Here is a 23,105-nt window from a genome sequence, read left to right on the forward strand (position 1 = left end):
CAGCCGTCGCGGCGCAACTGTGCGGGAGCATCTCCACGACCCTGGACGTGATCGGCGTCACGTCCTATCGTTTGGAGCCGAACGACACGAGCTCATCTCTCCCGTCTCGGAAGGCCACGATGAACGACGACCGCACCCACCAGCCCGACCACAGCGGCGTACGGCGCCGGAACCTCCTCACCGGCGGCGCGACCGCGGCCGTCGGCGCCGCATTGGCCCTCGGCGCGGGACCCGCGCTCGGCGCCGATATCACCACCCGCCGCCCCTCGAAGCCGTTCGGGAAGGCCGAGCTCGTGCTGCTCGGCACCGCGGCCGGGCCCCCGCCGGAGCCAGACCGCGCCGGCATCGCGAGCGCCCTGCACGTCGAGGGCAGGAACTACCTGATCGACTGCGGGCGCAGCTCGGTGACGAACTACTACGACGTCGGGCTGCGCTACGCCGACCTGCAGTCGATCTTCATCACCCACCTGCACGCGGACCACATCGCCGACTACTACAACGTCTTCCTCCTGGCCGGTTGGGGCGTGACCGACGACAACGACGCGCTCACCCAACGCGTCGACGTCTACGGCCCGGGCCCGGCGGGCGCGCTGCAGCCGCCGTTCCACGGTGGCAGCGTCCCCACCGTGGCCCCGCACGACCCGACTCCGGGGCTGGCCGAGATGACCGAGCACCTGGTCAAGGCCTATGCGTACAGCTCCAACGTCTTCATCCGCGACTCCGGCAGCCCCGACCCACGCGACCTGTTCCGCATCCACGAGCTCACCCTCCCGAAGCGGGTCAAGGCGGACCCGCTGACCGACACCGCACCCCGCATGACGCCGTTCAAGGTGATGGAGGACGACCGGGTCCGGGTCACCGCGACCCTGGTCCCGCACGGCCCCGTCTTCCCGAGCTTCGCCTACCGGTTCGACACCGATCACGGGTCGGTCGTGTTCTCGGGCGACACCTCGCTCACCCCGAACCTGGTCCGGCTGGCGAAGGGCGCCGACATCCTGGTGCACGAGGCGATCGACCTGGACGCGCTCGGTGACCTCCCGCCGGCCGCGTTGGACCACCTGCAGAAGTCGCACACGTCGGTGACCGATGTCGGCGGTGTGGCCGAGGCGGCGGGGGTGCGGACCCTCGTCCTGACCCACCTCGTGCCCTCGGCTCACTCCCTGGTCAGCCACGCCCGCTGGAAGCGCCGGGCACAGGTGGGCTTCGGCGGTCGGGTCGTCGTCGGCGAGGACAGGCTGCGCCTGCCGCTGCGCGAGCACCGCCGCTGAGGCAGGCACCGCCGGGCAGCCAAGCCGGGCAGCCACCCTCGGGTGGCTGCTCAGCGACGGGGCGCGAAGGTGACGATGGCGATGTCGTCACTGGGCTCGCCGCCCTGGAAGGCGAGTGCCTCGCGGGCGATGCCGTCGGTGATGGCGTGCACGTCGGCTGGCAGGCCCTGGACGAGTGCCTGCAGGCGCTCCTCGCCGTACATGATCCCGCTCGGTGCGCGTCCCTCGGTGACACCGTCGGTGTAGAGCGTGACGCTGCCCTCGGCGAGGCGGTGTCGAACCGTCGAGAACCTCGGCTTGTCGACGAGTCCGACCGGGGTGCCGAAGATGCCGAGCTCGGTCACACCGCCCTGCGGGCTGCGGAGCAGTGCGGCAGGGTGCCCGGCCAGGCTGACGGCGAGCTCCCATTCGTCGCCCGAGCGTTCGAGGCGCGCCACGACCAGGGTGGAGTAATGGCGGGTCTCGTGCGCTGAGAGCACCGCGTCGACCTGGAGCAGCAGATCGGCCGGATCAGGGTGCTCGATGGCGAACGACCGCACCATGTAGCGCACCAGCGAGGTGACCATGGCCGCCTGGACGCCCTTCCCGCTCACGTCGCCGAGCACGACGATCCATGCGGTGGCACTGACCTGGAAGACGTCGTAGAAGTCGCCACCCACTTCGCGGCCGGTGCCGGCCGGACGGTAGACCGCCGCGATGTCGAGGTGCGGGATCCGCGGCGGGGCGGGCGGGATGAGGGTCTGCTGGAGCGTCTCTGCAAGGGAGGCCGCCTGCGCGCTGGCGACCTCGGCAGCGCGGGTCGCCTCGCGCAGGTCGTCCTCGTACCGGTGACGATCCCGCGTCTCGACGAACACCGCCCGGACCGCCCGACCCGTGCCGGGCGCGAGCAGGCTGGCGTTGAGCAGCACCGGCACGCGACGCTCGTCGGCACCGACCAGGTCGAGGTCGATCTCGCGCACGACCCCGTTGTGCTCGAGCATCGGGAAGAGGTGCGTCTCCACGAAGATCCGTCCGGCGAGCGACAGCAGGCTCGCGAGGGTGCGCCGGGACACCACCTCGTCGGCGCGCCGCCCGACCATGCGGAGGAACTCCGCGTTCGCGCGGACGATCACGCCCGCGCCGTCGGTGACGACGTAGCCGCAGGGAGCGTGCTCGAACAGGTCGGCGGTGCCGGCAGCGGTCTCCACCGAGGTCAGGCGCCCAAGAACTCTCGGATGGCGGCGATCGTCGCGCCGGGGTCACTGAGATGAGGGCAGTGGCCACGCGTGTCGAGGACGGCGAGGGTCGATCCCGCGGTGTGCTCGTGGATGTACTCACCGGCGGACAGCGGCGCCACCGCGTCCACGCCCGACTGGATGACGAGGGTCGGGATCCGCACCTCGGCGAGGTCAGCGCGGTTGTCGCCCCGGAACGTGACGGCGGCGAACTGGGCCGCGATGTCCGGCCGCGTGCGACAGAAGCTCTCCTCGAGCTCGACCTTGACCTCGGTGGCCGCCTCGCCGGCGACCATCGCCGCGAGCGGGTCCTGCCAGCCCAGGTGGTTGCGCTGCATCAGGTCGAGCAGCTCGTCGACGTCGCGCTCGGAGAAGCCACCGACGTACCCGTCGTCGTCGAGGTAGCGCGCGGACGGCGCCACGAGGACCAGCCGGCCGACACGGTCGCGGGCCGCGTTGGCGACCAGGACGCCGATCATGGCCGAGACGGAGTGACCGACGAACACGGCGTCGGTCAGGTCGAGCTCCTCGAACAGCTCGAGGAGATCGTCGCGGTAGGCCTCGAGACTGGTGTAGTGCGCCGCCCGGTACTGGGTCAGGTCGGAGTCCCCGGAGCCGGGCAGGTCGAGGAGGACCACGCGATGGTCGTCGGCGAACGACGGCGCGACGTGGCGCCACATCCGCTGACCACAGCCGAACCCGTGCACGAACACGATCGGGCGAGCGTCGACGGGCCCGTGCGTGGTGACGTTCAGCCGGCCAGCCAGATTCATGACCGAAGGGTATCGGGACAGGCGGACCGCTGGTGACCACCCGCCCGAGGACGATGCCCACGTCGGCGAGCGGTCAGCAGAGTCCTCCAGAGGATCCATCGTGAGCCGGTCCCAGTGCGTGACGAGGGAACGGCCCACGACCGGTCAGGTGGCCGAACGGCCCGAGGTGCTCGCGGGGAAGGTGGCGAGCACCGCTGCGGCGGCGTCCGGTGAGCTGTCGGGCGGGATGACCGTGATCACGCGCCTGCTCCCGTCCATCATCGACAGGGTGACGTTGTGGGTGTCGTCGTCGGGGAAGCATCCGGTCTTGATCCGGCGTCCGGCCCCGACGGCCACCGAGCGCGGTCGGTCCTCCCAGTCGGGCGGGGAGTAGAGGAGCCGGACGATACGCCCGGCCTCATCCGGCCACAGCGCGAACAGCTCTGTCAGCTCGGTGCCCAGGGAACGGCTCTGCGGCCACCACGCCCCGGCCGGCGACCCCGGGACGGGTGCCGTACGTAGGGCAAGACGTGGGAGATCATCGTGCGTGGCCATGGCCACCGCCTCGCGATTGCTGTCTTCGTCAGAATCCGTGAACCGGAGGCCCAGAGCGGGCGGAGCGTGACCTGACGATCACAGTGCTCTTGCACGGTAACAGTGCGCGGGCCGTACGCCCATTCCCCGCGCCCGTGCCCCCGCCCGTTCCTGGCTCGCCCGCCGTGGCGCGGTGCAGGCCGGACGTCACCCGGATCTACTGCGTCAGCTGCTGGAGCTGCAGCGTGTGGTGTCGTGCGCTGCGGGCGAGGGTCGCGATGTGGAGCGTACGACCGTACCCGGCCTGCGCGACATGGCCCTTCTGCCAAGCGGCGTAGGCGAGGCGCAGGCGTCCGCGGCCGTCGACGAAGGCATCCGCTCCCCCGGGCCCGGCGATCCGGCCGGTGCTCTTGAGCAGCGGCGTGTGGCGCGGCTTGGTGCAGGGGCCGGCGACGGACCGACAGATCGCGTAGCCGGTCGCATAGCGGCTGGTGCCGTAGGAGTTCGCCGAGTAGAAGAGATACAGCGTCCCGCGGTAGCGGATCATCGACGGGTTCTCCACGATGACGCCCTCCCATTTCTGGGAGAAGGTGAGCAGGTCGTGGCGACGGCTCCCGGGCGCCCACCCCGTACCCGCGGCGTTGAGCTGGCGGATCGCGAGCCGGCCCTTGCGCTCGTGCGGGATCCCCTCGGCGGCCCAGGCCAGATAGATGTGGTGGGTGCGAGGGTCGACGAAGATGTTGGGGTCGATGACGCCGAAATAGGTGGACGGGTCGCACAGCAGCGACCTCGACAGCGGCCGGTAGGGCCCGGCCGGATCGGAGGCCAGCGCCAGTCCGATGCAGGAGCGGCGACGATCGCTCACGCGGGTGGCGGCGGAGAACGCGGCGAGATAGCGGTGCTTGCCGATCCGCGCCAGCGACGGTGCCCACTGCGAGATGCGCTTGACGTTCTCCCGGGTGCTCGTCCGGGCCGCCCATGCCGGTGCCTCAGGCAGCGCGTCGTTGTACTGCGGCCAGCTGGTGTAGTCGTAGTAGTTCGGCAGGGGCGCCCGCGGTCGCCACGTGCGCAGGTCGGTGCTGGTCAGCACAGGCAGGTTGAGGTTCGAGTTGGTGGTCGCTGCGGCGTAGTAGTGCCGTCCGACCCGCATGACGGTCGGGTCGGCGAAACCGCCGGCATAGCTGGTGAGCTGCGGCGAGAAGGACGGGCTCGGGCTGTAGTCCACGTGCCGGCGGCTCATCCACGAGGGCACCACGATCCGGTCGCTCTGGGCGGCGCGGAGTCGCCAGGTGGCGCCGTAGGCGACGGGATGCGTCGCCGAGACGCCCGGGCCGGCGACCGGCGTGGCGCTGATCGTGGTCGAGCCCGCGAGCGCCACGCCCGCCCGGAACGTCCCGTCCGCGCCCGCCCGCACCGTCGCGAGGACGCGTCCCGTCCGGTTGTCCCGTACGTCCACCTGTCCACCCGCGAAGGGGTGCGTGGTGCCGTCGCTGCGCTCGGTACGCAGCGTGCCCGTGACGCTCACATAGGGATCGGGCTCGCCGCGCACGCCGTACGGCGTGGAGGTCTGGAGGTTCTCGACCGAGGCCGAGCAGTGCCGGTACCGGACGTGGAAGACGTGGCTGTAGCGGTTGCCGCTGACCTCGAACTCGGTGAGCCGCCCGGCCAGGTGCACGGGTGCGACCCGACCACCGGGGCCGGTCCGTCCGCGCCGTGCGTGCCAGGCGCCGCTCTGGGTGGTACGCCAGAAGATGGTGTACGCCCGCGACCCGCGAGGCTTCCTGCTGCGCTTGTCGAAGAGCCGGGCCGCGATCCTGGTCGCGCGCGGACACAGCGACACGGTGCTCTCGGCGGCGTTTCCGGCCCGGACGTGCACGCCGTTGACGGTCACCGTCGCGATCTCCGGTCGCATCTCGGCGGCGGCGGGTCGGATGTCACCCCCGGAGACGAGGGCGAAGGTCGTCGCGAGGACGGCGAGGGCGGAGACGTAGACGAGCAGGCGGCTTCGGAGGACCGAGAAGAAGCGATTCACAGACAGGTGTTCCGGGTCGGAGGCGAGGCGTTGACCGGCGGACAGTAACAGGAGCCCCACCCGCTTCAGCGAAACCTGGCGGCGCGCCCTGCCAGGTGTTCAGGACGCGGTCAGTCCTGCGGCCGGCCGCGCAGTCGCTTGGTCTCCGAGCGCCGCTTCTTGGCGTCCACCCGCCGGCGTTGCGAGCCCTTCGACGGCTTGGTCGGGACCCGACGGCCGGGCGGGGGCTTGAGCGCGTCCTCCAGGCGAGCGGCGAGGCGCTCCTCCGCGGCCTGGCGGTTGCGGTGCTGGGAGCGGTGCTCCGAGGCGACGACGACGACCTGCTCCCCCAGGCGCGCGATGAGGCGCTGCTTCAGGGGCTCCGGGAAGATGTCGCTGGCCCCGAGGTCGAGGATCAGCTCGACGCGGGAGTCGGTGGTGTTGACGTGCTGGCCGCCCGGGCCGGACGAGCGTGAGAACCGCCACGCCAGTGCGGCGTCCGGAACCACGTAGCCGCGTACGGTGATCACCGGGCCATCATGCCCGCCGCTTCATGCCCGCACCGCGTCCTCGGTGTGCGCATGGATCGCATCGACGAGCAGCGGCCACAGCGGTCGGGGCCGGTCGTGCCCCATGTCGTCGACCATCACGAGCCGAGCACCCGGCACGAGCTCGGCGGTACGGCGCCCGCCGCTGGGGTCGATCGCGGTGTCGTCGCGCCCGTGGATGACGAGCGTCGGGACGTCCAGGCTCCGGAGCGCGTCGGCCCGCGAGCCGTCGAGGATCATCGCGGCCAGCTGCCGCGGCACGCCGGCCGGGTAGAAGCGGCGGTCGTAGCTCGCCGCCGCGAACGCACGCAGGTCGGCCACGTCGCCGTACCGGCGCGAGGCCCAGACGAGCTCGCGCTCGGCCGCCGCGATGTAGCCGTCGCGATCGGACGGACGTGGGGTGAGCAGGACCTGCTGGGCCTCAGGCGTCGCCTGCCCGTACTCCGGCTCACCGGTCGAGGACATCATCGAGGTCAGCGACAGCACGCGCTCGGGGAACCCGATCGCCATCCGCTGCGCGATCATGCCGCCCATCGAGGAGCCGACCACGTGGGCGCGATCGATGCCGAGCGCGCGCAGGAGGCCGATCCCGTCGCGGGCCATGTCCAGCAGGGAGTACGGCGCCATCGCCCGGGCCTCGTCGACGTCACCGGACGACAGGGCACCGAGCAGCGCCATCAGGTCGACGGGATGGTCGTCGTACGTCGTCGACAGGCCGCAGTCCCGGTTGTCGTAACGGATCACGTACCGCCCGTGGGAGGCCAGGAGGCGGCAGAGGTCGGCGTCCCAGCCGAGCATCTGGGTGCCGAACCCCATCACCAGGAGGACGGCAGGATCGCTCGGGCTGCCGAAGGTCTCGTACGCCACCACGATGCCGTCATCGGTCTTCACGTGCACTGCCGTCACCCCGTCGCTCGCTTCTCTGTCATGTCTATTCTTACATGTCTTGCAGGACATGTAAGAACCGAGACGTCGGGCTACGCTGGCCCCATGTCGTTGCGTCACGCCGTCCTGGGCCTCCTGGCCCGCCGCCCGTCCACGGGCTACGAGCTCACGCAGACCTTCGACCGCTCGCTGAGCGCCTCGTGGCACGCGCGCCACAGCCAGATCTACCCTGAGCTCGCCAAGCTCCGGGCCGCCGGCATGGTGGAGGTCGTAGGCCGCGGCGCCCGCCGAAGCAAGACGTACGCGATCACGCCCGCCGGCAGCACCGAGCTGCGGCGCTGGCTGGTCGAGGGCGTGCCGGACCGGTCCCAGCGCAACGAGAGCGGCCTGCGCCTCTTCCTCACCCCGCTCCTCGACGCCGCCGACCGGCGGGCCTGCTACCAGCGCGATCTGGCCCAGGTCGAGAGCGATCTCGCGGGCCTGGAGGCGCTGCACCACGGCGCAGCCGACGCAGCCTCCTCCGAGGTGTTCGCGTCGCAGGTCGACCTCGGCATCCGGATCAACGGCGTCCTGCGCACGTGGCTGCAGGAGCAGCTCGACGGCACGAGCGACGCCTCACAGACGCAGCGCTGACGCTCCGAGCGCGGCTCGCTCCGACGCACGGGCGTCGTAGGTCTCCTCGTGCAGCACCGAGGCCAGCGGCGAGCGGTGCCGCCAGCCGTACCGCTCCAGGTCGGGCACGTCCGGAAGGTCGGCGACCGGGCCGACGCACAGCCACGCGACCGGCCGTACGTGCGGGGGCATCCCGACCAGCGAGCGCAGGAACTCCTCGCGGTAGAACGACACCCAGCCGACCCCGACGTCCTCCGCGGTGGCCGCGAGCCAGAGGTTCTGGATCGCGCAGACGGTGGAGTAGAGGCCGGCGTCGGCGATGGCGTGCCGACCCAACGGATTCGGGCCACCACGGGTCGGGTCGTAGCCGACCACGATGCCCATCCCCGACTCGCGGATGCCCTCGATCTTGATCCGACCGAACGTCGCGGCGCGCTCGCCGGCCAGGGTGGCTGCGAAGGTGTCCCGCTCCTGCGCGACGTGGGTCGCGAAGGCGTCCAGGGTCGCCGTCGAGCGGACCAGGACGAAGTCCCACGGCTGGGTCATCCCGACGCTGGGAGCGCAGTGCGCGGCGGACAGGATCCGCTGCAGCGCTTCCGGGGCGACCGGTTCGCCGGTGAACTCCCGCCGGATGTCGCGCCGGCGGTTGATCACCTCGTAGAGCTCGTTCACCGCTTGCGGCTCCGATCGCGGCCGGCGTCGTAGAGATACGACTCGCCGCCCTCGCGACCGAGGGCTTGACCGACCAGGATGACCGCGGCCTGGCGCAGACCGATGCTCCCGACCAGGTCGGCGATGGTGGCGACGGTGCCGCGCAGGATCAGCTCGCCGGGCTGGCTGGCGCGGTGCACGACGACCACGGGGCAGTCCGCGCCGTACTCCCCCACGATCTCGTCCATCAGCTCGCGGATCCGCGTGATCGCCAGGTGCAGCACCAGCGTCGCGCGGGTCGCGGCGAACGCGGCCAGCGACTCGGTGGCCGGCATCGCGGTGGAGCGTGCCTGCGTACGGGTGAGCACGACCGACTGCGCCACCAGCGGCACGGTCAGCTCGCTGCCGACCCGAGCGGCGGCAGCGGCGTAGGCGGGGACGCCGGGTGTGACCGACCACGACACACCGGCCAGGTCGAGGCGCCGCGTCTGCTCGGTGAGCGCCGAGAAGAGCGACGGGTCGCCGGAGGTCAGCCGCACCACGGAGCGGCCCGCGGCGACCGCCCCGACCATCGTCTCGACCATCACGTCGAGGTCGAGGTCCTGGGTGTCGACGAGCGCGGCCTCGGGCGAGCAGTGCGCAAGCACCTCGGGGTCGAGGTAGGTGCCCGGGTAGAGCACCACGTCGGCGTTCGCGAGCAGGCGGGTGGCGCGTACGGTCAGCAGGTCGGCCGCGCCCGGCCCGGCGCCGACGAAGTGGACGATCTTGGCGGAGGGGCTCATCGCACGTACCTCGGTGTCCAGGCCTGGCCGGCGTCGGTGACCCGGGTCGCCGAGGCGCCGACGATGAGCAGGCACTTCATGTCGATGCTGTCGGGGTCGAGCTCGGCGAGGGTCGTGACGGTCAGCGACTCCTCCGCGCGGCCCACGTCGCGCCCGACCACCACCACGGTGTCCGGCTTCCGGTGCTCGAGCAGGATCTGCCGCATCTCGGCGACCTGGGTGGTGCGCGATCGGGAGCGGGGGTTGTAGATCGCAAGCACCAGGTCGGCCTCGGCGATCGCGCGCAGCCGCCGCTCGACGACCTCCCACGGTTTGAGCCGGTCGCTGAGCGAGACCACCGCGAAGTCGGCGCCGATCGGTGCGCCGGCGCGGGCCGCGACCGCGTGGACAGCGCTGAGTCCAGGCAGCACGCGGACCGCCACCCCGGCGTACGCCGGATCCTCGGCGGCCTCGAAGACCGCCGAGGCCATCCCGAAGACGCCCGCGTCGCCGCCGGACACGACGGCCACCCGCTCGCCCCGGCGCGCGAGCTCGAGCGCGAAACGCGCCCGGTCGACCTCGACGGTGTTGCCGCTCGCATGCCGCTGCAGCCCGACGCGCTGCGGCACCCGGGCGACGTACGGCGCATATCCCACCACGTGCTCGACGCTCGCCAGCGCCTCGGCGACCTCGGGCGTCAGCCATCGGTCCGGCCCCGGCCCCAACCCGACCACCAGGAGCTCGGCCGCCGGGGCCTCGATACGGGTCTCGATACGCTCGCTGGCGCTCGCTACTCGACCTCCGACTTCGGTGGTCGAGTGGCCGTCGCGAGGTACGAGCGACGGCGTATCGAGACCCATCGCTGCTCGACCTCCGACTTCGGTGGTCGAGTAGCCGTCGCGAGGTACGAGCGACGGCGTATCGAGACCCGCGAGCCTCGAAACCCCGGCTCGCATCCGCTCGGCGCTGGTCGTCACGCCGCTGTCGCCGGGGACCACGACGAGCGAGAAGTACGGCACCGTGTCGGGGTCGACGTCGGCGACCGGGAGCCAGCGTTCCTCGGCTTGGGAGGCCCGCTCGACGTACCAGGAGCCCTCGAGTCGGCCCGCGGCGGCGAGGGCCGCACGAACCGCCGGGAACGTGCGGCCGAGCTTCATGATGATCGCGCCATCCGTGTCGGCCAGGCGGCGGGCCAGCTCGGGCTCGGGCAGGGTGCCGGGCAGGACGGTGAGCACGTCGCTCTGCCGGACCAGCGGGCCCGCAGCGCCGGCGACGGCGGCTGTCGCAGCGGCGAAGGCCGGGATCCCGGGCACGACCGACGTGACGTAGCGGTCCTTGAACCGGTCGTGCAGGTACATCGAGGAGCCGTAGAACAACGGATCCCCCTCGGCGAGCAGCACGACGTCGCGCCCGGCGTCCAGGTGCGTGCCGAGCCGGTTCGCGCACTCCTCGTAGAAGTCGGCCATCGCGCCGACGTAGCCGCCGGGGTGGTCGGTGGTGCCGGTGGTGACCGGGTAGCGCAGCTCCTCCTCGAGGGCGTCGGCCGGGATGAGGTCGGCCGCGATGCGGCGAGCGTGCGACTGCCTGCGGACACCCGCGTGGAAGGCGACGACGTCGGCCTCGCCGATGATCCGCGCCGCCTTGATCGTGATCAGCTCCGGGTCGCCCGGGCCGATCCCGACGACGGTGAAGCTGCCCCTCGCCATGCCTCCCGCGCTCATCACTCGACCTCCTGGGCGAGCGCGTTGAGCGCGGAGGAGGTCATCGCCGAGCCGCCACGGCGACCGCGCACCGTGACGTACGGGATGTCGATGTCGTGCTCGCCGGCCAGGTCGACCAGCGCCTGCTTCGACTCGGCCGCACCGATGAAGCCGACCGGGCAGCCCACGATCGCGGCCGGTCGCGGACCGCCGTCGAGGATCAGCTCGAGCAGGTGGAAGAGGGCGGTCGGGGCGTTGCCGATCGCGACCACCGCCCCTTCCAGGTGCGGCACCCACAGCGAGACCGCAGCGGCCGTACGGGTGGTCCCCATCGCCCGCGCGAGCGCTGGCACGCGCTCGTCGTTGAGCAGGCAGAGCACCTCGTTGTCCTTCGGCAACCGGGCGCGGGTGACGCCGGTCGCGACCATGGTGGCGTCGCACAGCATCGGCGCTCCGGCCTCGAGCGCCGCACGGGCGGCCGCGACGACGCGCGGGTGGACGACGAGGTCGGCGGCGAGGTCGACCTGGCCACTGCCGTGGATCATCCGGACCGCGAGCTTCTCCGCGTCCGCCGGCACCCGCGACAGGTCGGCCTCGCGACGGATGGTGGCGAAGGAGTCGACGTAGATCGCCGGGCCGCTGTCCACGTACGCATAGCGGCGCGGAGGCCTGCGCAGGTCGCCGGGGTGATCGACGGGGTGATCGATGGGGTGATCGACGCGCTGGGTCATCGGGGATCCTCCGGGATGAGCACCCCACGCCACGGCGTGACGATCAGGGTGGGGGCGGCTGCGGTGAGCGTGGCGAGCAGCGGGCGGTCGAGCAGGGCGTCGGGGATCTCGACGTGATGCCCGCCCGGCACGTCGCCGTACGGAAGCGGTCCGGCCGGCGGTGGCACGCGCGGGTCGACGGGCCGGGTCGGCGTCAGCGGCGCGGGGAGCTCGCGGACGTGCCACGCCGCGGCGGCACCGCTGCCGCGGGCGGCGAGGAAGCGCGCGGCGAGGCCGGCGAGCTCCGTGGCCGCGTCGTCGAGCCGCACGATCCGTCCGTACGCGGCGCCGACTCGCAGCTGCGCGGAGCCGGCGTCGAGGGCGACCAGCCCGAGATCGCAGTCCCGGTCGCGGAGATCGCCGCGGCCGTCGTCGAGGACGAAGAGGAACCGTCCCGGCAGCTCGCCGAGGCGGGCATCGGCGAGCAGGGCGGCGTCGAGGGCGTCGGCGGCCGGGCGCAGATCCGCGACGCCACCGGCGAGCCCGGTCTGCGGCGAGACCATCACGTTGCGCACCAGGTCATGGGCGCGGCTCGGGAGGAGGCCGGTCCCCTCGATCGTCGTCAGCACGCCCTCCGGGAGCGCACCGTCATCGGACGGCAGTCCGCGGAGCTGGAGGTTGGTCCGGGAGGTCAGGTGGATGCGGCCGTCGCCGTACCGCTCGGCGACCTCGAGAAGCGAGCGCAGGCTCGCGGCGGAGACACGGCCGCCGATCAGGCGCAGCCGCACGAGCAGCCCGTCATCGGCCGGCCAGGGCCGGAGCACGCCGGGACAGCGGTCCGCGCGTACGCGGGGTGGGGAGGGCACCGACGGGTCCTTCGGGGTCTGGGACCCGTGCGCGGGGTCCGCGATGACCGGGCGACGGTTGTCACCTGGGCCAGCAGGTCTTCGGACTCGGGATCATCCGGACGAGGCGCCTTCCCAGATCACCTTGGATCCAGTGGCTGTATCGCTACGTGCCCCGCCCGTCACCCATACCGCTGCGCGTCAGTCCCGGATTCACACCGGGTTCCCTGACTCCACGTGGGAGTGCGACTGGCGCGCTCAGACTACGCGACCGCGGGCGTGCGCGTTCGAAGGCCCACGCGAACGCCGGCCGGCGCTCCTCACGGCGGCCGGTCGTGGCCTCGGTGACCAGACCGAGGCGCCCGGCGATGGCGTGTCCAGGTTCGCCAGCGACTCACTGTGCTCGATGAAGTAGCCGGTGACGTGGACGCTGATCGGGATGCCGGGGTCGACGTAGAAGCGATGGACGCCGGGCAGCTCCGAGGGTCGGGTCCGAAGGTCCGCATCCCCGGGAACGGGTCGCCGGGTGCGCGCCCGACGTAGACCGGCAGACCGTCGAGGCCGCGGGCGTCACGCGAGGCAACTGGTGAGAACGGGGCACGCTGCCGGCCTGGCAGGGGCCCCGTTCTCACCAGTTTCTCTGCTGTCCGCCCCTCACGCGACGAAGATGCAGAACGGGTGCCCGGCCGGGTCGGCGAGGACGTAGAGCGGCTCCTCCGGATCGGCCGTCCTGTCCAGGAGCAGCGTCGCACCCAGATCCTCGGCCCGCTCGCGCTGGCGATGGAGGGTCTCGACGTCCTCCACTGTGCAGTCGAGATGCATCTGCATTGGCACATCGGGCTCGGGCCACGTCGTCGGATCCAGGCGATCGACCTGCTGGAAGGCGAGGTGACTGCCGCCATTCGGGTCGATCAGCACGAGCCAGTCGGCATCGTCCGTCCCCGACGCCGGCGGCTCGTCCCCCGGCCGGTACGTCATGCCCAGCAGCAGACGGTAGAACTCGGCGAGGCCGCGGATGTCGGTTCCGTCGATGACGGTCTGGAGGAGCCGAGGGTGGTCGCTCACCGCTCCATCGTGACAAAGCCGAGCGCGTCGCGCGAGGGGGTAGGCGCTCGATCAGCACGCACCCCGCGTATGACCGCGGCGCGCATGGCCTCACCCGCCGTGGGTACCTGCCAGGTCGACGTCGTCCCGCCGCCCGCTTCACGCAACGGGCGAGCGGGACGATTCGTGTCCGAGCACACCGCGCCCGTACCTGCGCCGCGTCGGTGCCCGCCTCGCCAGCCGTCGGGCGATCGTCGACGGAGGTAGGCTCGACGGCGTCCGGCCGTCGCGCCGGGTGCACCCCGCCGCGTCATTCGGCTCCATCATTCGGCGCCGCCCTCCACCCTCCCGGCCGGGAGGCGCGCCTCAGCCTTCGACCCTCGAAGGAGTACGCGCATGACCACCTCCTCGGACGCCGACTCGGCCCTGTTCGGCAACCGGTTCGCGACCCAGGCCCCGCCCAGCCAGACCTTCCCAGCGGGCGGGATGACGTCCTCCGACGCCTACCGGCTGGTGGCCTCCGAGATGGAGATCGAGGGCGAGCCCGCACGCAACCTGGCCACCTTCGTCACCACCTGGATGGAGCCGGAGGCGCAGCAGCTGATCGCGGAGAACCTGCACCGCAACTTCATCGACCACGCCGAGTACCCGCGCACCGCCGAGATCGAGCAGCGCTGCATCCGGATGCTCGCGGATCTGTTCCACGCCCCCGGCGAGACGACGGGCGCCCGCACCCAGGGCTCGTCCGAGGCGATCATGCTCGCGGCGCTGTCGCTCAAGTGGAACTGGCGCACCCGTCAACGCGCTGCCGGCCGCCCGACGACGAGCCCCAACCTCGTCTTCGGCGGCGACGTCCACGTCGTCTGGGACAAGTTCTGCCGCTACTTCGACGTCGAGCCGCGGGTCGTACCGCTGCGTCCCGGCAAGTACACCATCGGGCCCGAGGACGTCGCGCCGCACCTCGACGAGAACACCATCGGCGTCGCCACCGTGCTCGGCACCACCTTCACCGGTCACCGCGACGACATCGTCGGGATCAACGAGCTGCTGCTCCGGATCCGTACCGAGCGCGACCTGGACATCCCGTTGCATGTCGACGGGGCGAGCGGCGGCTTCGTGTGGCCGTTCCTGTATCCCGACTCCCTGTGGGACTTCCGCCTCGAACAGGTCCGCTCGATCAACGTCTCAGGACACAAGTTCGGACTCGTCTACCCCGGCGTGGGCTGGCTGATCTTCCGGGAGAGGGCCGATCTGGCTCCCGACCTGGTCTTCAAGGAGAACTATCTCGGCAAGACCGACGAGACGTTCACGCTCAACTTCTCGACCGGCTCGGCGATGGTTCTCGCGCAGTACTACAACTTCGTGCGGTACGGGCGGGCCGGCTACCGGTACCTGCTCGACACGATGCAGCACAACGCGAACAGGCTTGCCGATCGTCTCGAGGAGATGGGCCGGTTCGAGATCATCGGCCGCGAGCAGGAGCAGCTTCCGCTGGTGGCGTTCCGTCTGGCCGGCGAGGCTCCGTACAACGAGTTCGACATCTCCTGGCAGCTGTCCGCCGAGCGCGGCTGGATGGTGCCTGCGTACACCATGCCGCCGAACGCTCAGGAGGTGACGATCATGCGGGCCCTGGTGAAGGAGACCTTCAACCAGGAGCAGGTCGACACCCTCGCGCAGGACATCGCCGACGCCTGCACGACGCTCGACGCGAAGGGCGGCGCTCACCAGTCCGAGCGGGCGCAGATGGTGATCGGCCCCGGACACTGAGGCACGCGCGCACGCCGAGCCCGCGGCCTCTCAACGCTCAAGGCCAGCCGGAACCGTGGAGGTCGCGAGCAGGCCTGCGAGAAACGCGCTCGCTCCGTCCTCGACCTTCACCGTGGCCAGCTCGTCGCCGCGCGTGACACCGCGGTTGACGATGACGATCGGCGTGCCCTGGCGGGCGGCGGCGCGTACGAAACGCAACCCGCTCATCACCGTGAGCGAGCTCCCGATGACCAGGAGCGCCGGCGCCTGCTCGACCGCCTCGAAGCACTGGCGTACGTCCTCACGGTCGGCATTCTCGCCGAAGAAGACGACGTGCGGCTTGAGGACACCGCCGCACCGCTCGCACCCCGGCACCACGAATCCGGTCGTCTGCTCCAGGTCGACGTCGCCGTCCGGCCGGGAGGCGACGTCGGCATGCGCCTCGATCCAGCCGGGGTTCGCCTCGTCGAGCCTGCGCTGCAGGTCCGTGCGCTCGGAAGTGTCCCCGCAGGTCAGGCAGACGACCTCGGAGACCCGACCGTGCAGGGCGACGAGTCGCCGACTGCCCGCGGTCTCGTGCAGACCGTCGACGTTCTGGGTGATGAGGAAGCGGCAGGTTCCCCGCGTCTCGAGCTCGGCGAGGGCATGGTGACCCGCGTTGGGCGCAGCGCGCCCATGCGCTGCCAGCCGATGTGGGAACGGGCCCAGTAGCGCTGCTGCTGGGCCGCGCCCGAGCGGAACTCCGCGATCGTCATCGGGTTGCGGTTGCGCGAACCCGGTCCCCGGTAGTCGGGGATCCCCGAGTCGGTGCTCATGCCCGCGCCGGTCAGCGCCACGAAGCCTCCGGCGAGCAGCTGGGTCGCCGGATCAGTCTCCACCACGTCAGTATGGCTCGCCGAAGCAATCCGGCCAGAACCGTGGCACACCAGCACATTCCGCCGCGCGTGTGCCCGGTTCGTGTCATCCTGTCGCCGCGGTAGGAACGGCCGGCGGTTCGCACCACCGCTCAGAACAGTGAGCTTGAGAAGGAACGGCCGCGTCATGGAGGCTTCGCCGAACGCAGTGGGCGACGCCGATCCGCGCGGCGGAGCGGCACCCGCTGTCGCCGTTGGCCGTCAGGTCGTCGTCGACCGGGCCGGCCAGGTGATCGGATACGAGCTGCTCTACCGACCCCTGCAGGAGGGTGCTCCTCTCCCGTCCGGGGAGCAGATGACCGCCGACGTGGTCCTTGGCGCGCTGACCATCGGCATGAGCCAGCTCGTCGGCGACAAGGTGGTCTTCTGCAACGCCGAGCGCGGCATGCTCACCGGCGCGACCCCTGTCACCCTGCCATCGCACCGCACGATCATCGAGGTGCTGGAGACGGTCGCGCTCGACGACGACATCGTCGCGGGCTGCGCCGGGCTCGTGGCACAGGGCTACCGGCTCGCGCTCGACGACTTCGTCTGGATCGACGGTGCCGAGCGGCTGCTCGACCTGGCCGCCATCGTGAAGCTCGACGTCCGTGCCGGGACGCGGGACGAGGTCGAGGCCTTGGCCCGCCGATGCGCGCCCTACGACGTACTCCTGTTGGCCGAGAAGCTCGAGACCGAAGAGGAGGTCGCCTGGGCCCGGGCAGCGGGGTTCGACTACTTCCAGGGCTACGCCATCGAGCGCCCGGAGGTGGTGCGCTCCTCGACCCTGCCCTCCTCCACGGCTGCCCACGTCCAGCTCGCAGCGACGATGCTGACCGAGGACATCGACTTCGGCGACCTCGAAAGGCTCTTGCGCCGCGAGCCGGGACTGGTGATCCAGGTGCTCCAGCTCGCCGCGCTCGGCGCCGGCCACGGCCTGCGACGCGAGCTGCAGACCCTCCGGGAGGCGCTCGTGCTGCTCGGCACCGTCCGGATCAAGCAGTGGGTCGCCCTCACCCTCCTCTCGGGTCGGCCGGGCGCCGCCGTCGACGCGCTGGCCACGGCGCTCGTACGGGCCCGCACCTGCGAGCTGCTCGCCGACTCCCGGCTGCTCGGCGACCCGTCCTTCGCCTTCACCGCCGGGTTGCTCTCCACCCTCGACCTGCTGCTCGGCATCCCTCTCGAGGAGGTCGAGTCGACCGTCGATCTACCCACGGCAGTCGCGGACGCGGCCTTCCGCAAGGCCGGCCCGGTCGGGGCGATGGTCGCAGAGGTCACGGCGTACCAGTCCTCCATCGCACACGGCCGCACGGCCGGGCCCACGTCTGACATCGACGGCGCCTCCGCTGCCGCCTTCGGGTGGGCGATGCCGTTCGTGAGTACCTTCGCCGACTAGTCGGGCCCCCTGCGAAGCACCAGGGCGATACCTCATTCCGGCGATCTCCGTGCGCTAGCGGCCAACGGTGGTCCAGCCGCTCGTACGGTCCAGACAGCCGGCGTCCGGACGTCGGTTCCGACCAGAAGCTGCTGCCCATGGAAGGAGACATCATGGCGGCACGCGCGCAGACCGATCCCGACTTCGCGTTCGCGGGACTGGCCACGCCGGAGGCGGAGAGCGCGGAGGCGGTCGAGGTCGCCCGGAGGGCGCCCCATCCGCTCGGTGCCTTGGCGGGCCTCGTGGGCACGTGGAAGGGCCATGGCTTCAACGCCATCTGGAGGCCGCACCGGGTCACCCAGCACGACCGCTTCCTGGAGCTGAACAGGACCGACGAGACCCTGGTGTTCACCCGGATCAACGGACCCATCCCGAACCGTGGCCTCGCGATGCACGACATCGAGATGCACGGCCTGACCTACATGCAGCAGATCAGCGAGTCGAGCACCGGCGCGGGCCTCCACATCGAGCCGGGGATCTGGGCCACGGTGCCGCCCACCACCGATCCCCACGAGCCGGCATCGGTGGTCCGGATGGCGTCGATCCCGCACGGCACGGTCATCCTCGCCCAGGGCATCGCCTCGGTCCAGCAGGGTGGAGCGCTGCACATCCCGGACAACAACATCCTGCCCTTCTTCTTCGGTCAGACCGCCCCCGCGAACAACCAGTTCCAGAGCGTGGCCGCGACGTTCGACGAGCTGGACCTGTCGCACGCGACGCCTTTCCGGTTCGTGGCCCCCGGGGTGTCGCAGGCCATCGTCAAGAACCCCAACAGCGTGCTGCAGGCGGCACTCCAGGCCTCGCTGCAGGGCACGTCCTTGAAGAGCGTGACGGCCCTGCACGTGGCGACCAATCACAGCGTCATCAAGGCCGGGGGCGGTACGGCGAACACGGCGTTCCTGGCCGCGAGCGGCAACCCTCCGGGAGGCAACGCGAACGCCGCACGGGCCGAGGCGACGTTCTGGCTCGAGACGATCGCCGGCACCGGGGGCCATCCGGACAAGCATCAGCTCCAGTACACGCAGCTGGTGATGCTCGACTTCAACGGCATCCGCTGGCCGCACGTGAGTGTCGCGACCCTCGTCAAGCAGTAGCCGCAGGTGTGGCCCGTACGTCAGCCGAGGGACTCGACGCAGATACGCCGCCGGTGCGCGTGCGGCGCGGTCCGGCGGCGTATCCGTCGACTGGAGATGGCTGGCGACTACTCGCTCTGGTCGCCGGCGAGCGTTCCGGCGGCCACCATGCCGAGCTCTGCGTGCGGTGCGTCGTGCTCGGAGGCCGGGGGCTGCCGCTTGAGCGTGGGGATCAGCAGCCCGGCGAATGCGGCGATGAGCATGCCGACAGCCAGCATCCCGAAGCCGGCGGTGTAACCGGACTCCTTGGGCAGACCGCTCGCGGCGACGTGGGAGGTGACGATGCTGGCCATCAGCGCAGACCCGACGCTCCCGCCGATGGTGCGGATGTTGGCATTCATGCCCGACGCGACGCCGGTCTGCTCGGGCGGCACCGCGGCCACGATGAGGCCCGACATGGCGGCGAACGCGGCCCCGATGCCGATGCCCATGACGCCGGTCGCGACGTAGATCTCCCACTGCTGGTCGTGCGCGAAGGCCATCAGGCCGATCCCGACGGCCGCGACCGCGCAGCCGGCCACGACCAGCGTCTTGCCGCCGAAGCGAGCGGCGAGCCCGCCGGCCAGCATGGAGACGACGAACATCGTCACCGTGTTGGGCAGGAGCATCAGACCCGACTGGGTGATGCTGGCACCGAAGCCGTACCCCGCCTGCGAGGAGGTCTGGACGAACTCCGGCAGGAAGGCGAACGTCGCGTACATCCCGACGCCGACCAGGAGCGCGACCAGGTTGTTGGTCCACACCGCGGTCTGGCGCATCATCCGCATGTCGATGAGCGGCGCAGCCGAGTGCTGCTCGGAGAACACCCACGCAGCGGCGAGCACGACCGCCAGCACCAGCAGGCCGATCACCTTGACCGAGCCCCAGCCCCAGTCGGGCGCCTCGCTGAGCGCGACCAGGAAGCACACCAGCCACGCCGAGAGCAGCAGCGCCGGCTGCCAGCTGATCCGTCCCGGGGTACGTACCGGCGACTCGGGCACGAAGAGCAGCGCAGCCACCGCGGCGATCGCGGTGATGATCATCGGGATCCAGAACAGCCAGTGCCAGCTCAGGGCATCGACGATCGGGCCGGCAAGAACGATGCCCACCCCGGCACCCACGGCGGTGAGCGAGGCGATGATGCCGACCGCGCCGGTCACCTTCTCCTTCGGGAACTCGTCACGGATGATGCCGAAGGCCAACGGCAGGACGCCTCCACCGATGCCCTGGATGGCGCGGGCGACGATCATCACCGACAGCGAGCTCGCAACCGCTGCCAGCAGCGATCCGACGGCCAGCGCGACGAGCGTCGCGACGAACACCTTCTCCTTGCCGAGCATGTCGCCGATGCGCCCCATGATCGGGGTGAAGATCGAGGCCGAGAGCAGGTAGGCCGTCATCACCCACGTGACCGAGCTCTGCGAGGCGTGCAGCTCGGCACCGACGGTGGCCAGGACCGGCATGATGAGCGATTGGAGCAGCGCGTACGCCCCCACTCCGATCGCCAGCACGGCGAACGTGACCTGGTAGTGAGCGCGTGATGCCGATGCCATCAAGTACCTCTCAGCAGAAAACGGAAACCCCCTCCGGAACTCTAGAGTAAAATGCATGGCTGAATGCATCTCTGTGGTGAGCGCCACTATCGGGTGCTGCCGCCGGCAGCACCGCGCGCAGATGCTTCTCGGCGACCTCACTGCCCTCGCAGGCTCTGCGTGCGCGCTCGGCGCGGCCCGGATGAAGGAGGTGCGCGTGTTTGCGGCTAGCCTGCGCGCTCCGCCCCGAGAGGAGTCTCCGCATGGCCACCGACTACGACGCATCCCGCAAGACCGAAGAGGAGCAGAAGGAGGAGAGCCTGGAGGCTCGTCGCCTCGCCGCGGGCGAACTCGACAAGAACTCGGGCAAGGTCGACGAGGACGAGACCGAGCTGGCCGAGTCCTACGAGCTTCCTGGCGCGGATCTCTCGCACGAGACCCTCGAGATCGAGGTCACGCCGAAGCAGGCCAACGAGTTCACCTGCACGTCGTGCTTCCTCGTCCAGCACATGTCGCGCCGCGCGGCGGTAGGTCCCGATCTCTGCCGCGACTGCGCCTGAACGACCGACAGGCACTCCCGGCGGCGTGAGTGCCTGTCCCGCAAGAGTCGGGTCCACCCGGAAGCGGACGATCGCAGACGTAGCCGGTGAGGTCGCGCTCCTCGACCACCCACCGGTCGTCGCTGTCGCCGGACTGGCCTAGCCTCGAGCCAGCCCGCAACCGGTCGAAGGAGACTCGATGTCGCAACGCATCTCGGTCGAGCGTCTGATCGACGCCACCCCTGCTGAGATCTACGCGGTTGTCACTGATCCCGCTGCTCACGTTCGGATCGACGGATCCGGCATGCTCGTGACCGCTCCGGACGCCCGTCCGGTCACCGCCGTGGGCGACACGTTCACGATGGAGATGGACCGGGCTCCGCTCGGTGACCTCCCGATGGGCCGGTACGCCGTGGTGAACACCATCACCGCGATCGAGCCCGACCGCCTGGTCGAGTGGGCCGTCGGAGGCGAGGGCCGCACGCCGATCGGCCACGTCTACGGCTTCCTGATCGAGCCGGTCACCGACGGCACCACGCGTGTCACGTCGTACTGCGACTGGTCCGGGCTGCATCCCAAGCTGGTCGGCAAGATCACGTTCCCCGTCGTGCCCGCCACCATGATGGAGCAGACACTCGAGCGGTTGGCTCGGCTCGTGTGACGGCGGTCGGCCGTCGGCAAGCTTCGCGACCTCTGACCCGCGACCTGTCGCGGCCTTGCTGGTCTCCGGTGGGCGTCAGTTCCCGCCGGCGGGGAGCGCCTCGAGCATGACGTCGGGATGGTCGCTCGCGGTCTTCTTCGCCCGCCACTGGTCGACGAAGAGCGCGAGATGGGTGCCGTCGCTGCGCTGCAGGACCTCGACGCCCCGGATCCCGGCCAGCGCGGCCGCGCCCTCGGCATCGGTGCGCCGGGCCACCTGGTAGTCGAGTCGTGAGAAGCGGATCGGGGCGTTGAACTCGTTGGTCATCCGGTCCTCGACCACCTCGAACTGCATCGGCCCGACCGCCGCGAGGACCGGGTTCTGGTCACCGCGAAGGTCGGAGCGCAGCACCTGGACGACGCCCTCCTGGTCGAGCTGCTCGATACCGCGGCGGAACTGCTTGTACCGGCCGATGTCGCCCGCGCTGGCGGTCACGAAGTGCTCGGGGGCGAACGTGGGCACGGGCGGGTACTCGATCGACTCGCCGGCGTACACGGTGTCACCGACCCGCAGCGCCGTCGCGTTCACCAGGCCGATGATGTCGCCGGCCTCGGCGGTCTCCACCGACGTCGTCTCGCGACCGAAGACGGCCTGGGCGAACTTCGTGGCGAAGGGCCGGCCGGTCGCGGCGTGCGTCACGACCATGCCCCGCTCGAACGAGCCGGACACGACCCGCGCGTACGCGAGGCGGTCGCGATGGGCGGCGTTCATCCCGGACTGCACCTTGAAGACGAAGGCGCTGAAGTCGTCGGTGACCTGGCGGATCGCGCCGTCGACGCCCGCGGTCTCACCGGGCGCCGGGGCGAGGTCGAGCAGCAGGTCGAGGAGCTGGGCGACGCCGAAGTTCTGCAGCGCCGAGGCGAACATGACCGGCGTGGTCTTCCCGGCCAGGAAGCGCTCCTGGTCGTGGTCGGCCTCGTCGAGCTCGAGCAGCTCGTGCTCCTCGACCGCGGCGGCCCACACCCGGGCGTCGGACTCCTCCACCTCGCCCGGCCCCATCCGCCTCTCGGGCGCGCGGGTGGCGCCGCCGGCCGTACGCGTGTACTTCACGAACTCGCCCGTACGGCGGTCCAGCACGCCGCGGAAGTCCCCCGCCTCGCCGACCGGCCAGGTCAGCGGGGTTGGGCGCAGCCCGATCTTCTCGGAGATCAGGTCCATGAGCTCCAGCGCTGACAGCCCCGGCCGGTCCCACTTGTTGATCACCGTGATCACCGGGATGCCGCGCAGCGCGCAGACCCGGAAGAGCTTGAGGGTCTGCGGTTCGAGGCCCTTGCCGGCGTCGACCAGCATGACCGCCGAGTCGACCGCGGAGAGGACCCGGTACGTGTCCTCGGAGAAGTCGCTGTGGCCGGGGGTGTCGACCAGATTGACCACGTGGTCGCGGTAGACGAACTGGAGCGCGGCCGAGGTGATCGAGATCCCGCGGGCCTTCTCCATCGCCATCCAGTCGGACACCGTGCGGCGCCGATCGCCCTTGCCGTGGACCGCTCCGGCCTCGTTGATGGCCCGGGCATGCAGGGCGAGCGCCTCGGTCAGGGTCGACTTGCCCGCGTCGGGGTGGCTGATGACGGCGAACGTACGGCGGGGGCGGGAGTCGGGCACCGGAAGAATCT

The 23,105-nt window shown here is 71.0% G+C and carries 22 protein-coding genes and 1 riboswitch; of the genes, 7 read left to right on the plus strand and 15 right to left on the minus strand.

Features of this window, described 5'->3' with window-relative positions:
* Positions 1–119: 119 nt before the first annotated feature.
* Entirely contained in the window at positions 120–1,268 is a 1,149-nt protein-coding gene (locus ACZ5L9_RS17640; RefSeq protein ID WP_464530186.1) for an MBL fold metallo-hydrolase, read from the plus strand.
* 50 nt (positions 1,269–1,318) lie between these two features.
* Here ACZ5L9_RS17640 and ACZ5L9_RS17645 read toward each other — a convergent pair whose 3' ends face one another.
* The 6 genes from ACZ5L9_RS17645 to ACZ5L9_RS17670 form a co-directional block, all read right to left on the minus strand.
* Positions 1,319–2,455 carry a PP2C family protein-serine/threonine phosphatase gene (locus ACZ5L9_RS17645; protein ID WP_464530190.1) on the minus strand — a complete coding sequence of 379 codons (1,137 nt, stop codon included), beginning with the start codon at positions 2,453–2,455 and terminating at the stop codon, positions 1,319–1,321.
* Positions 2,456–2,460: 5 nt separating this feature from the next.
* Positions 2,461–3,255, minus strand: coding sequence for an alpha/beta fold hydrolase (locus tag ACZ5L9_RS17650; RefSeq protein WP_464530193.1), 795 nt, complete (start codon positions 3,253–3,255; stop codon positions 2,461–2,463).
* Between the two features lie 144 nt (positions 3,256–3,399).
* Positions 3,400–3,789, minus strand: a complete 390-nt coding sequence (locus ACZ5L9_RS17655; protein ID WP_464530196.1) for a DUF5994 family protein — start codon at positions 3,787–3,789, stop codon at positions 3,400–3,402.
* A gap of 196 nt (positions 3,790–3,985) precedes the next feature.
* A complete protein-coding gene (locus ACZ5L9_RS17660) occupies positions 3,986–5,800 on the minus strand; it encodes a glycoside hydrolase family 43 protein (RefSeq protein ID WP_464530199.1) in 1,815 nt (604 codons plus the stop codon).
* Positions 5,801–5,910: 110 nt separating this feature from the next.
* A complete protein-coding gene (gene arfB / locus ACZ5L9_RS17665) occupies positions 5,911–6,309 on the minus strand; it encodes an alternative ribosome rescue aminoacyl-tRNA hydrolase ArfB (protein WP_464530203.1) in 399 nt (132 codons plus the stop codon).
* A gap of 21 nt (positions 6,310–6,330) precedes the next feature.
* Positions 6,331–7,233, minus strand: a complete 903-nt coding sequence (locus tag ACZ5L9_RS17670) for an alpha/beta fold hydrolase (protein WP_464530207.1) — start codon at positions 7,231–7,233, stop codon at positions 6,331–6,333.
* 84 nt (positions 7,234–7,317) lie between these two features.
* Here ACZ5L9_RS17670 and ACZ5L9_RS17675 point away from each other — a divergent pair, with 84 nt between their 5' ends.
* Positions 7,318–7,845: a PadR family transcriptional regulator gene (locus ACZ5L9_RS17675; RefSeq protein WP_464530210.1), complete on the plus strand. Its 528-nt coding sequence runs from the start codon at positions 7,318–7,320 to the stop codon at positions 7,843–7,845.
* Here the strand turns inward: ACZ5L9_RS17675 and bluB are convergent.
* The 6 genes from bluB to ACZ5L9_RS17705 form a co-directional block, all read right to left on the minus strand.
* The gene (bluB, locus tag ACZ5L9_RS17680) at positions 7,828–8,496 is read right to left on the minus strand and encodes a 5,6-dimethylbenzimidazole synthase (protein ID WP_464530212.1); all 669 of its coding nucleotides are present in this window, start codon (positions 8,494–8,496) and stop codon (positions 7,828–7,830) included. The two genes, ACZ5L9_RS17675 and bluB, sit on opposite strands and share 18 nt — an antisense overlap.
* Positions 8,493–9,257 (minus strand): cobalt-precorrin-4/precorrin-4 C(11)-methyltransferase, encoded by a 765-nt coding sequence (locus ACZ5L9_RS17685; RefSeq protein ID WP_464530215.1) that lies wholly within the window; start codon positions 9,255–9,257, stop codon positions 8,493–8,495. Before ACZ5L9_RS17685 ends, bluB begins: the two co-directional genes overlap by 4 nt.
* On the minus strand, positions 9,254–10,957 hold the full coding sequence (gene cobJ / locus ACZ5L9_RS17690) for a precorrin-3B C(17)-methyltransferase (RefSeq protein ID WP_464530217.1): 1,704 nt from the start codon (positions 10,955–10,957) through the stop codon (positions 9,254–9,256). Before cobJ ends, ACZ5L9_RS17685 begins: the two co-directional genes overlap by 4 nt.
* On the minus strand, positions 10,957–11,667 hold the full coding sequence (locus ACZ5L9_RS17695) for a precorrin-8X methylmutase (RefSeq protein ID WP_464530220.1): 711 nt from the start codon (positions 11,665–11,667) through the stop codon (positions 10,957–10,959). Before ACZ5L9_RS17695 ends, cobJ begins: the two co-directional genes overlap by 1 nt.
* Positions 11,664–12,512 (minus strand): nitrite reductase, encoded by an 849-nt coding sequence (locus tag ACZ5L9_RS17700; protein ID WP_464530224.1) that lies wholly within the window; start codon positions 12,510–12,512, stop codon positions 11,664–11,666. Before ACZ5L9_RS17700 ends, ACZ5L9_RS17695 begins: the two co-directional genes overlap by 4 nt.
* Before the next feature lie 55 nt (positions 12,513–12,567).
* Positions 12,568–12,760, minus strand: a riboswitch (cobalamin riboswitch).
* A 385-nt stretch (positions 12,761–13,145) separates the two neighbouring features.
* The gene (locus ACZ5L9_RS17705; protein ID WP_464530227.1) at positions 13,146–13,556 is read right to left on the minus strand and encodes a VOC family protein; all 411 of its coding nucleotides are present in this window, start codon (positions 13,554–13,556) and stop codon (positions 13,146–13,148) included.
* 375 nt (positions 13,557–13,931) lie between these two features.
* On the opposite strand from ACZ5L9_RS17705, the gene ACZ5L9_RS17710 reads away from it, so the two are divergent.
* Positions 13,932–15,302, plus strand: coding sequence for a glutamate decarboxylase (locus tag ACZ5L9_RS17710; protein WP_464530230.1), 1,371 nt, complete (start codon positions 13,932–13,934; stop codon positions 15,300–15,302).
* 30 nt (positions 15,303–15,332) lie between these two features.
* Here ACZ5L9_RS17710 and ACZ5L9_RS17715 read toward each other — a convergent pair whose 3' ends face one another.
* Positions 15,333–15,989 carry a Sir2 family NAD-dependent protein deacetylase gene (locus ACZ5L9_RS17715; RefSeq protein ID WP_464536908.1) on the minus strand — a complete coding sequence of 219 codons (657 nt, stop codon included), beginning with the start codon at positions 15,987–15,989 and terminating at the stop codon, positions 15,333–15,335.
* 333 nt (positions 15,990–16,322) lie between these two features.
* On the opposite strand from ACZ5L9_RS17715, the gene ACZ5L9_RS17720 reads away from it, so the two are divergent.
* Positions 16,323–17,570, plus strand: coding sequence for an EAL and HDOD domain-containing protein (locus ACZ5L9_RS17720; RefSeq protein WP_464530232.1), 1,248 nt, complete (start codon positions 16,323–16,325; stop codon positions 17,568–17,570).
* Positions 17,571–17,722: 152 nt separating this feature from the next.
* The gene (locus ACZ5L9_RS17725) at positions 17,723–18,703 is read left to right on the plus strand and encodes a heme-binding protein (RefSeq protein WP_464530234.1); all 981 of its coding nucleotides are present in this window, start codon (positions 17,723–17,725) and stop codon (positions 18,701–18,703) included.
* A 107-nt stretch (positions 18,704–18,810) separates the two neighbouring features.
* Here the strand turns inward: ACZ5L9_RS17725 and ACZ5L9_RS17730 are convergent, their stop codons facing one another.
* Entirely contained in the window at positions 18,811–20,274 is a 1,464-nt protein-coding gene (locus ACZ5L9_RS17730) for an MFS transporter (RefSeq protein WP_464530238.1), read from the minus strand.
* A gap of 242 nt (positions 20,275–20,516) precedes the next feature.
* Between ACZ5L9_RS17730 and ACZ5L9_RS17735 the strand changes: the two genes are divergently transcribed.
* Together ACZ5L9_RS17735 and ACZ5L9_RS17740 are read left to right on the plus strand one after the other, a co-directional pair.
* Entirely contained in the window at positions 20,517–20,813 is a 297-nt protein-coding gene (locus tag ACZ5L9_RS17735; RefSeq protein ID WP_464530240.1) for a DUF4193 domain-containing protein, read from the plus strand.
* Positions 20,814–20,991: 178 nt separating this feature from the next.
* Positions 20,992–21,453: an SRPBCC family protein gene (locus ACZ5L9_RS17740; protein WP_464530242.1), complete on the plus strand. Its 462-nt coding sequence runs from the start codon at positions 20,992–20,994 to the stop codon at positions 21,451–21,453.
* A 75-nt stretch (positions 21,454–21,528) separates the two neighbouring features.
* Here ACZ5L9_RS17740 and ACZ5L9_RS17745 read toward each other — a convergent pair whose 3' ends face one another.
* Positions 21,529–23,094 (minus strand): peptide chain release factor 3, encoded by a 1,566-nt coding sequence (locus tag ACZ5L9_RS17745; RefSeq protein ID WP_464530245.1) that lies wholly within the window; start codon positions 23,092–23,094, stop codon positions 21,529–21,531.
* Between the last annotated feature and the right edge of the window lie 11 nt (positions 23,095–23,105).

This window comes from Nocardioides sp. JCM 18998 (assembly GCF_055391535.1).

Excerpts from the sequence above, each read along its gene's own strand:
- ACZ5L9_RS17640 (WP_464530186.1), top strand. The coding sequence starts at position 120 with ATGAACGACGACCGCACCCACCAGCCCGACCACAGCGGCGTACGGCGC.
- ACZ5L9_RS17650 (WP_464530193.1), bottom strand. The coding sequence starts at position 3,255 with ATGAATCTGGCTGGCCGGCTGAACGTCACCACGCACGGGCCCGTCGAC.
- ACZ5L9_RS17655 (WP_464530196.1), bottom strand. The coding sequence starts at position 3,789 with ATGGCCACGCACGATGATCTCCCACGTCTTGCCCTACGTACGGCACCC.
- ACZ5L9_RS17675 (WP_464530210.1), top strand. The coding sequence starts at position 7,318 with ATGTCGTTGCGTCACGCCGTCCTGGGCCTCCTGGCCCGCCGCCCGTCC.
- ACZ5L9_RS17685 (WP_464530215.1), bottom strand. The coding sequence starts at position 9,257 with ATGAGCCCCTCCGCCAAGATCGTCCACTTCGTCGGCGCCGGGCCGGGC.
- cobJ (WP_464530217.1), bottom strand. The coding sequence starts at position 10,957 with ATGAGCGCGGGAGGCATGGCGAGGGGCAGCTTCACCGTCGTCGGGATC.
- ACZ5L9_RS17695 (WP_464530220.1), bottom strand. The coding sequence starts at position 11,667 with ATGACCCAGCGCGTCGATCACCCCATCGATCACCCCGTCGATCACCCC.
- ACZ5L9_RS17710 (WP_464530230.1), top strand. The coding sequence starts at position 13,932 with ATGACCACCTCCTCGGACGCCGACTCGGCCCTGTTCGGCAACCGGTTC.
- ACZ5L9_RS17720 (WP_464530232.1), top strand. The coding sequence starts at position 16,323 with ATGGAGGCTTCGCCGAACGCAGTGGGCGACGCCGATCCGCGCGGCGGA.
- ACZ5L9_RS17725 (WP_464530234.1), top strand. The coding sequence starts at position 17,723 with ATGGCGGCACGCGCGCAGACCGATCCCGACTTCGCGTTCGCGGGACTG.
- ACZ5L9_RS17730 (WP_464530238.1), bottom strand. The coding sequence starts at position 20,274 with ATGGCATCGGCATCACGCGCTCACTACCAGGTCACGTTCGCCGTGCTG.
- ACZ5L9_RS17735 (WP_464530240.1), top strand. The coding sequence starts at position 20,517 with ATGGCCACCGACTACGACGCATCCCGCAAGACCGAAGAGGAGCAGAAG.
- ACZ5L9_RS17740 (WP_464530242.1), top strand. The coding sequence starts at position 20,992 with ATGTCGCAACGCATCTCGGTCGAGCGTCTGATCGACGCCACCCCTGCT.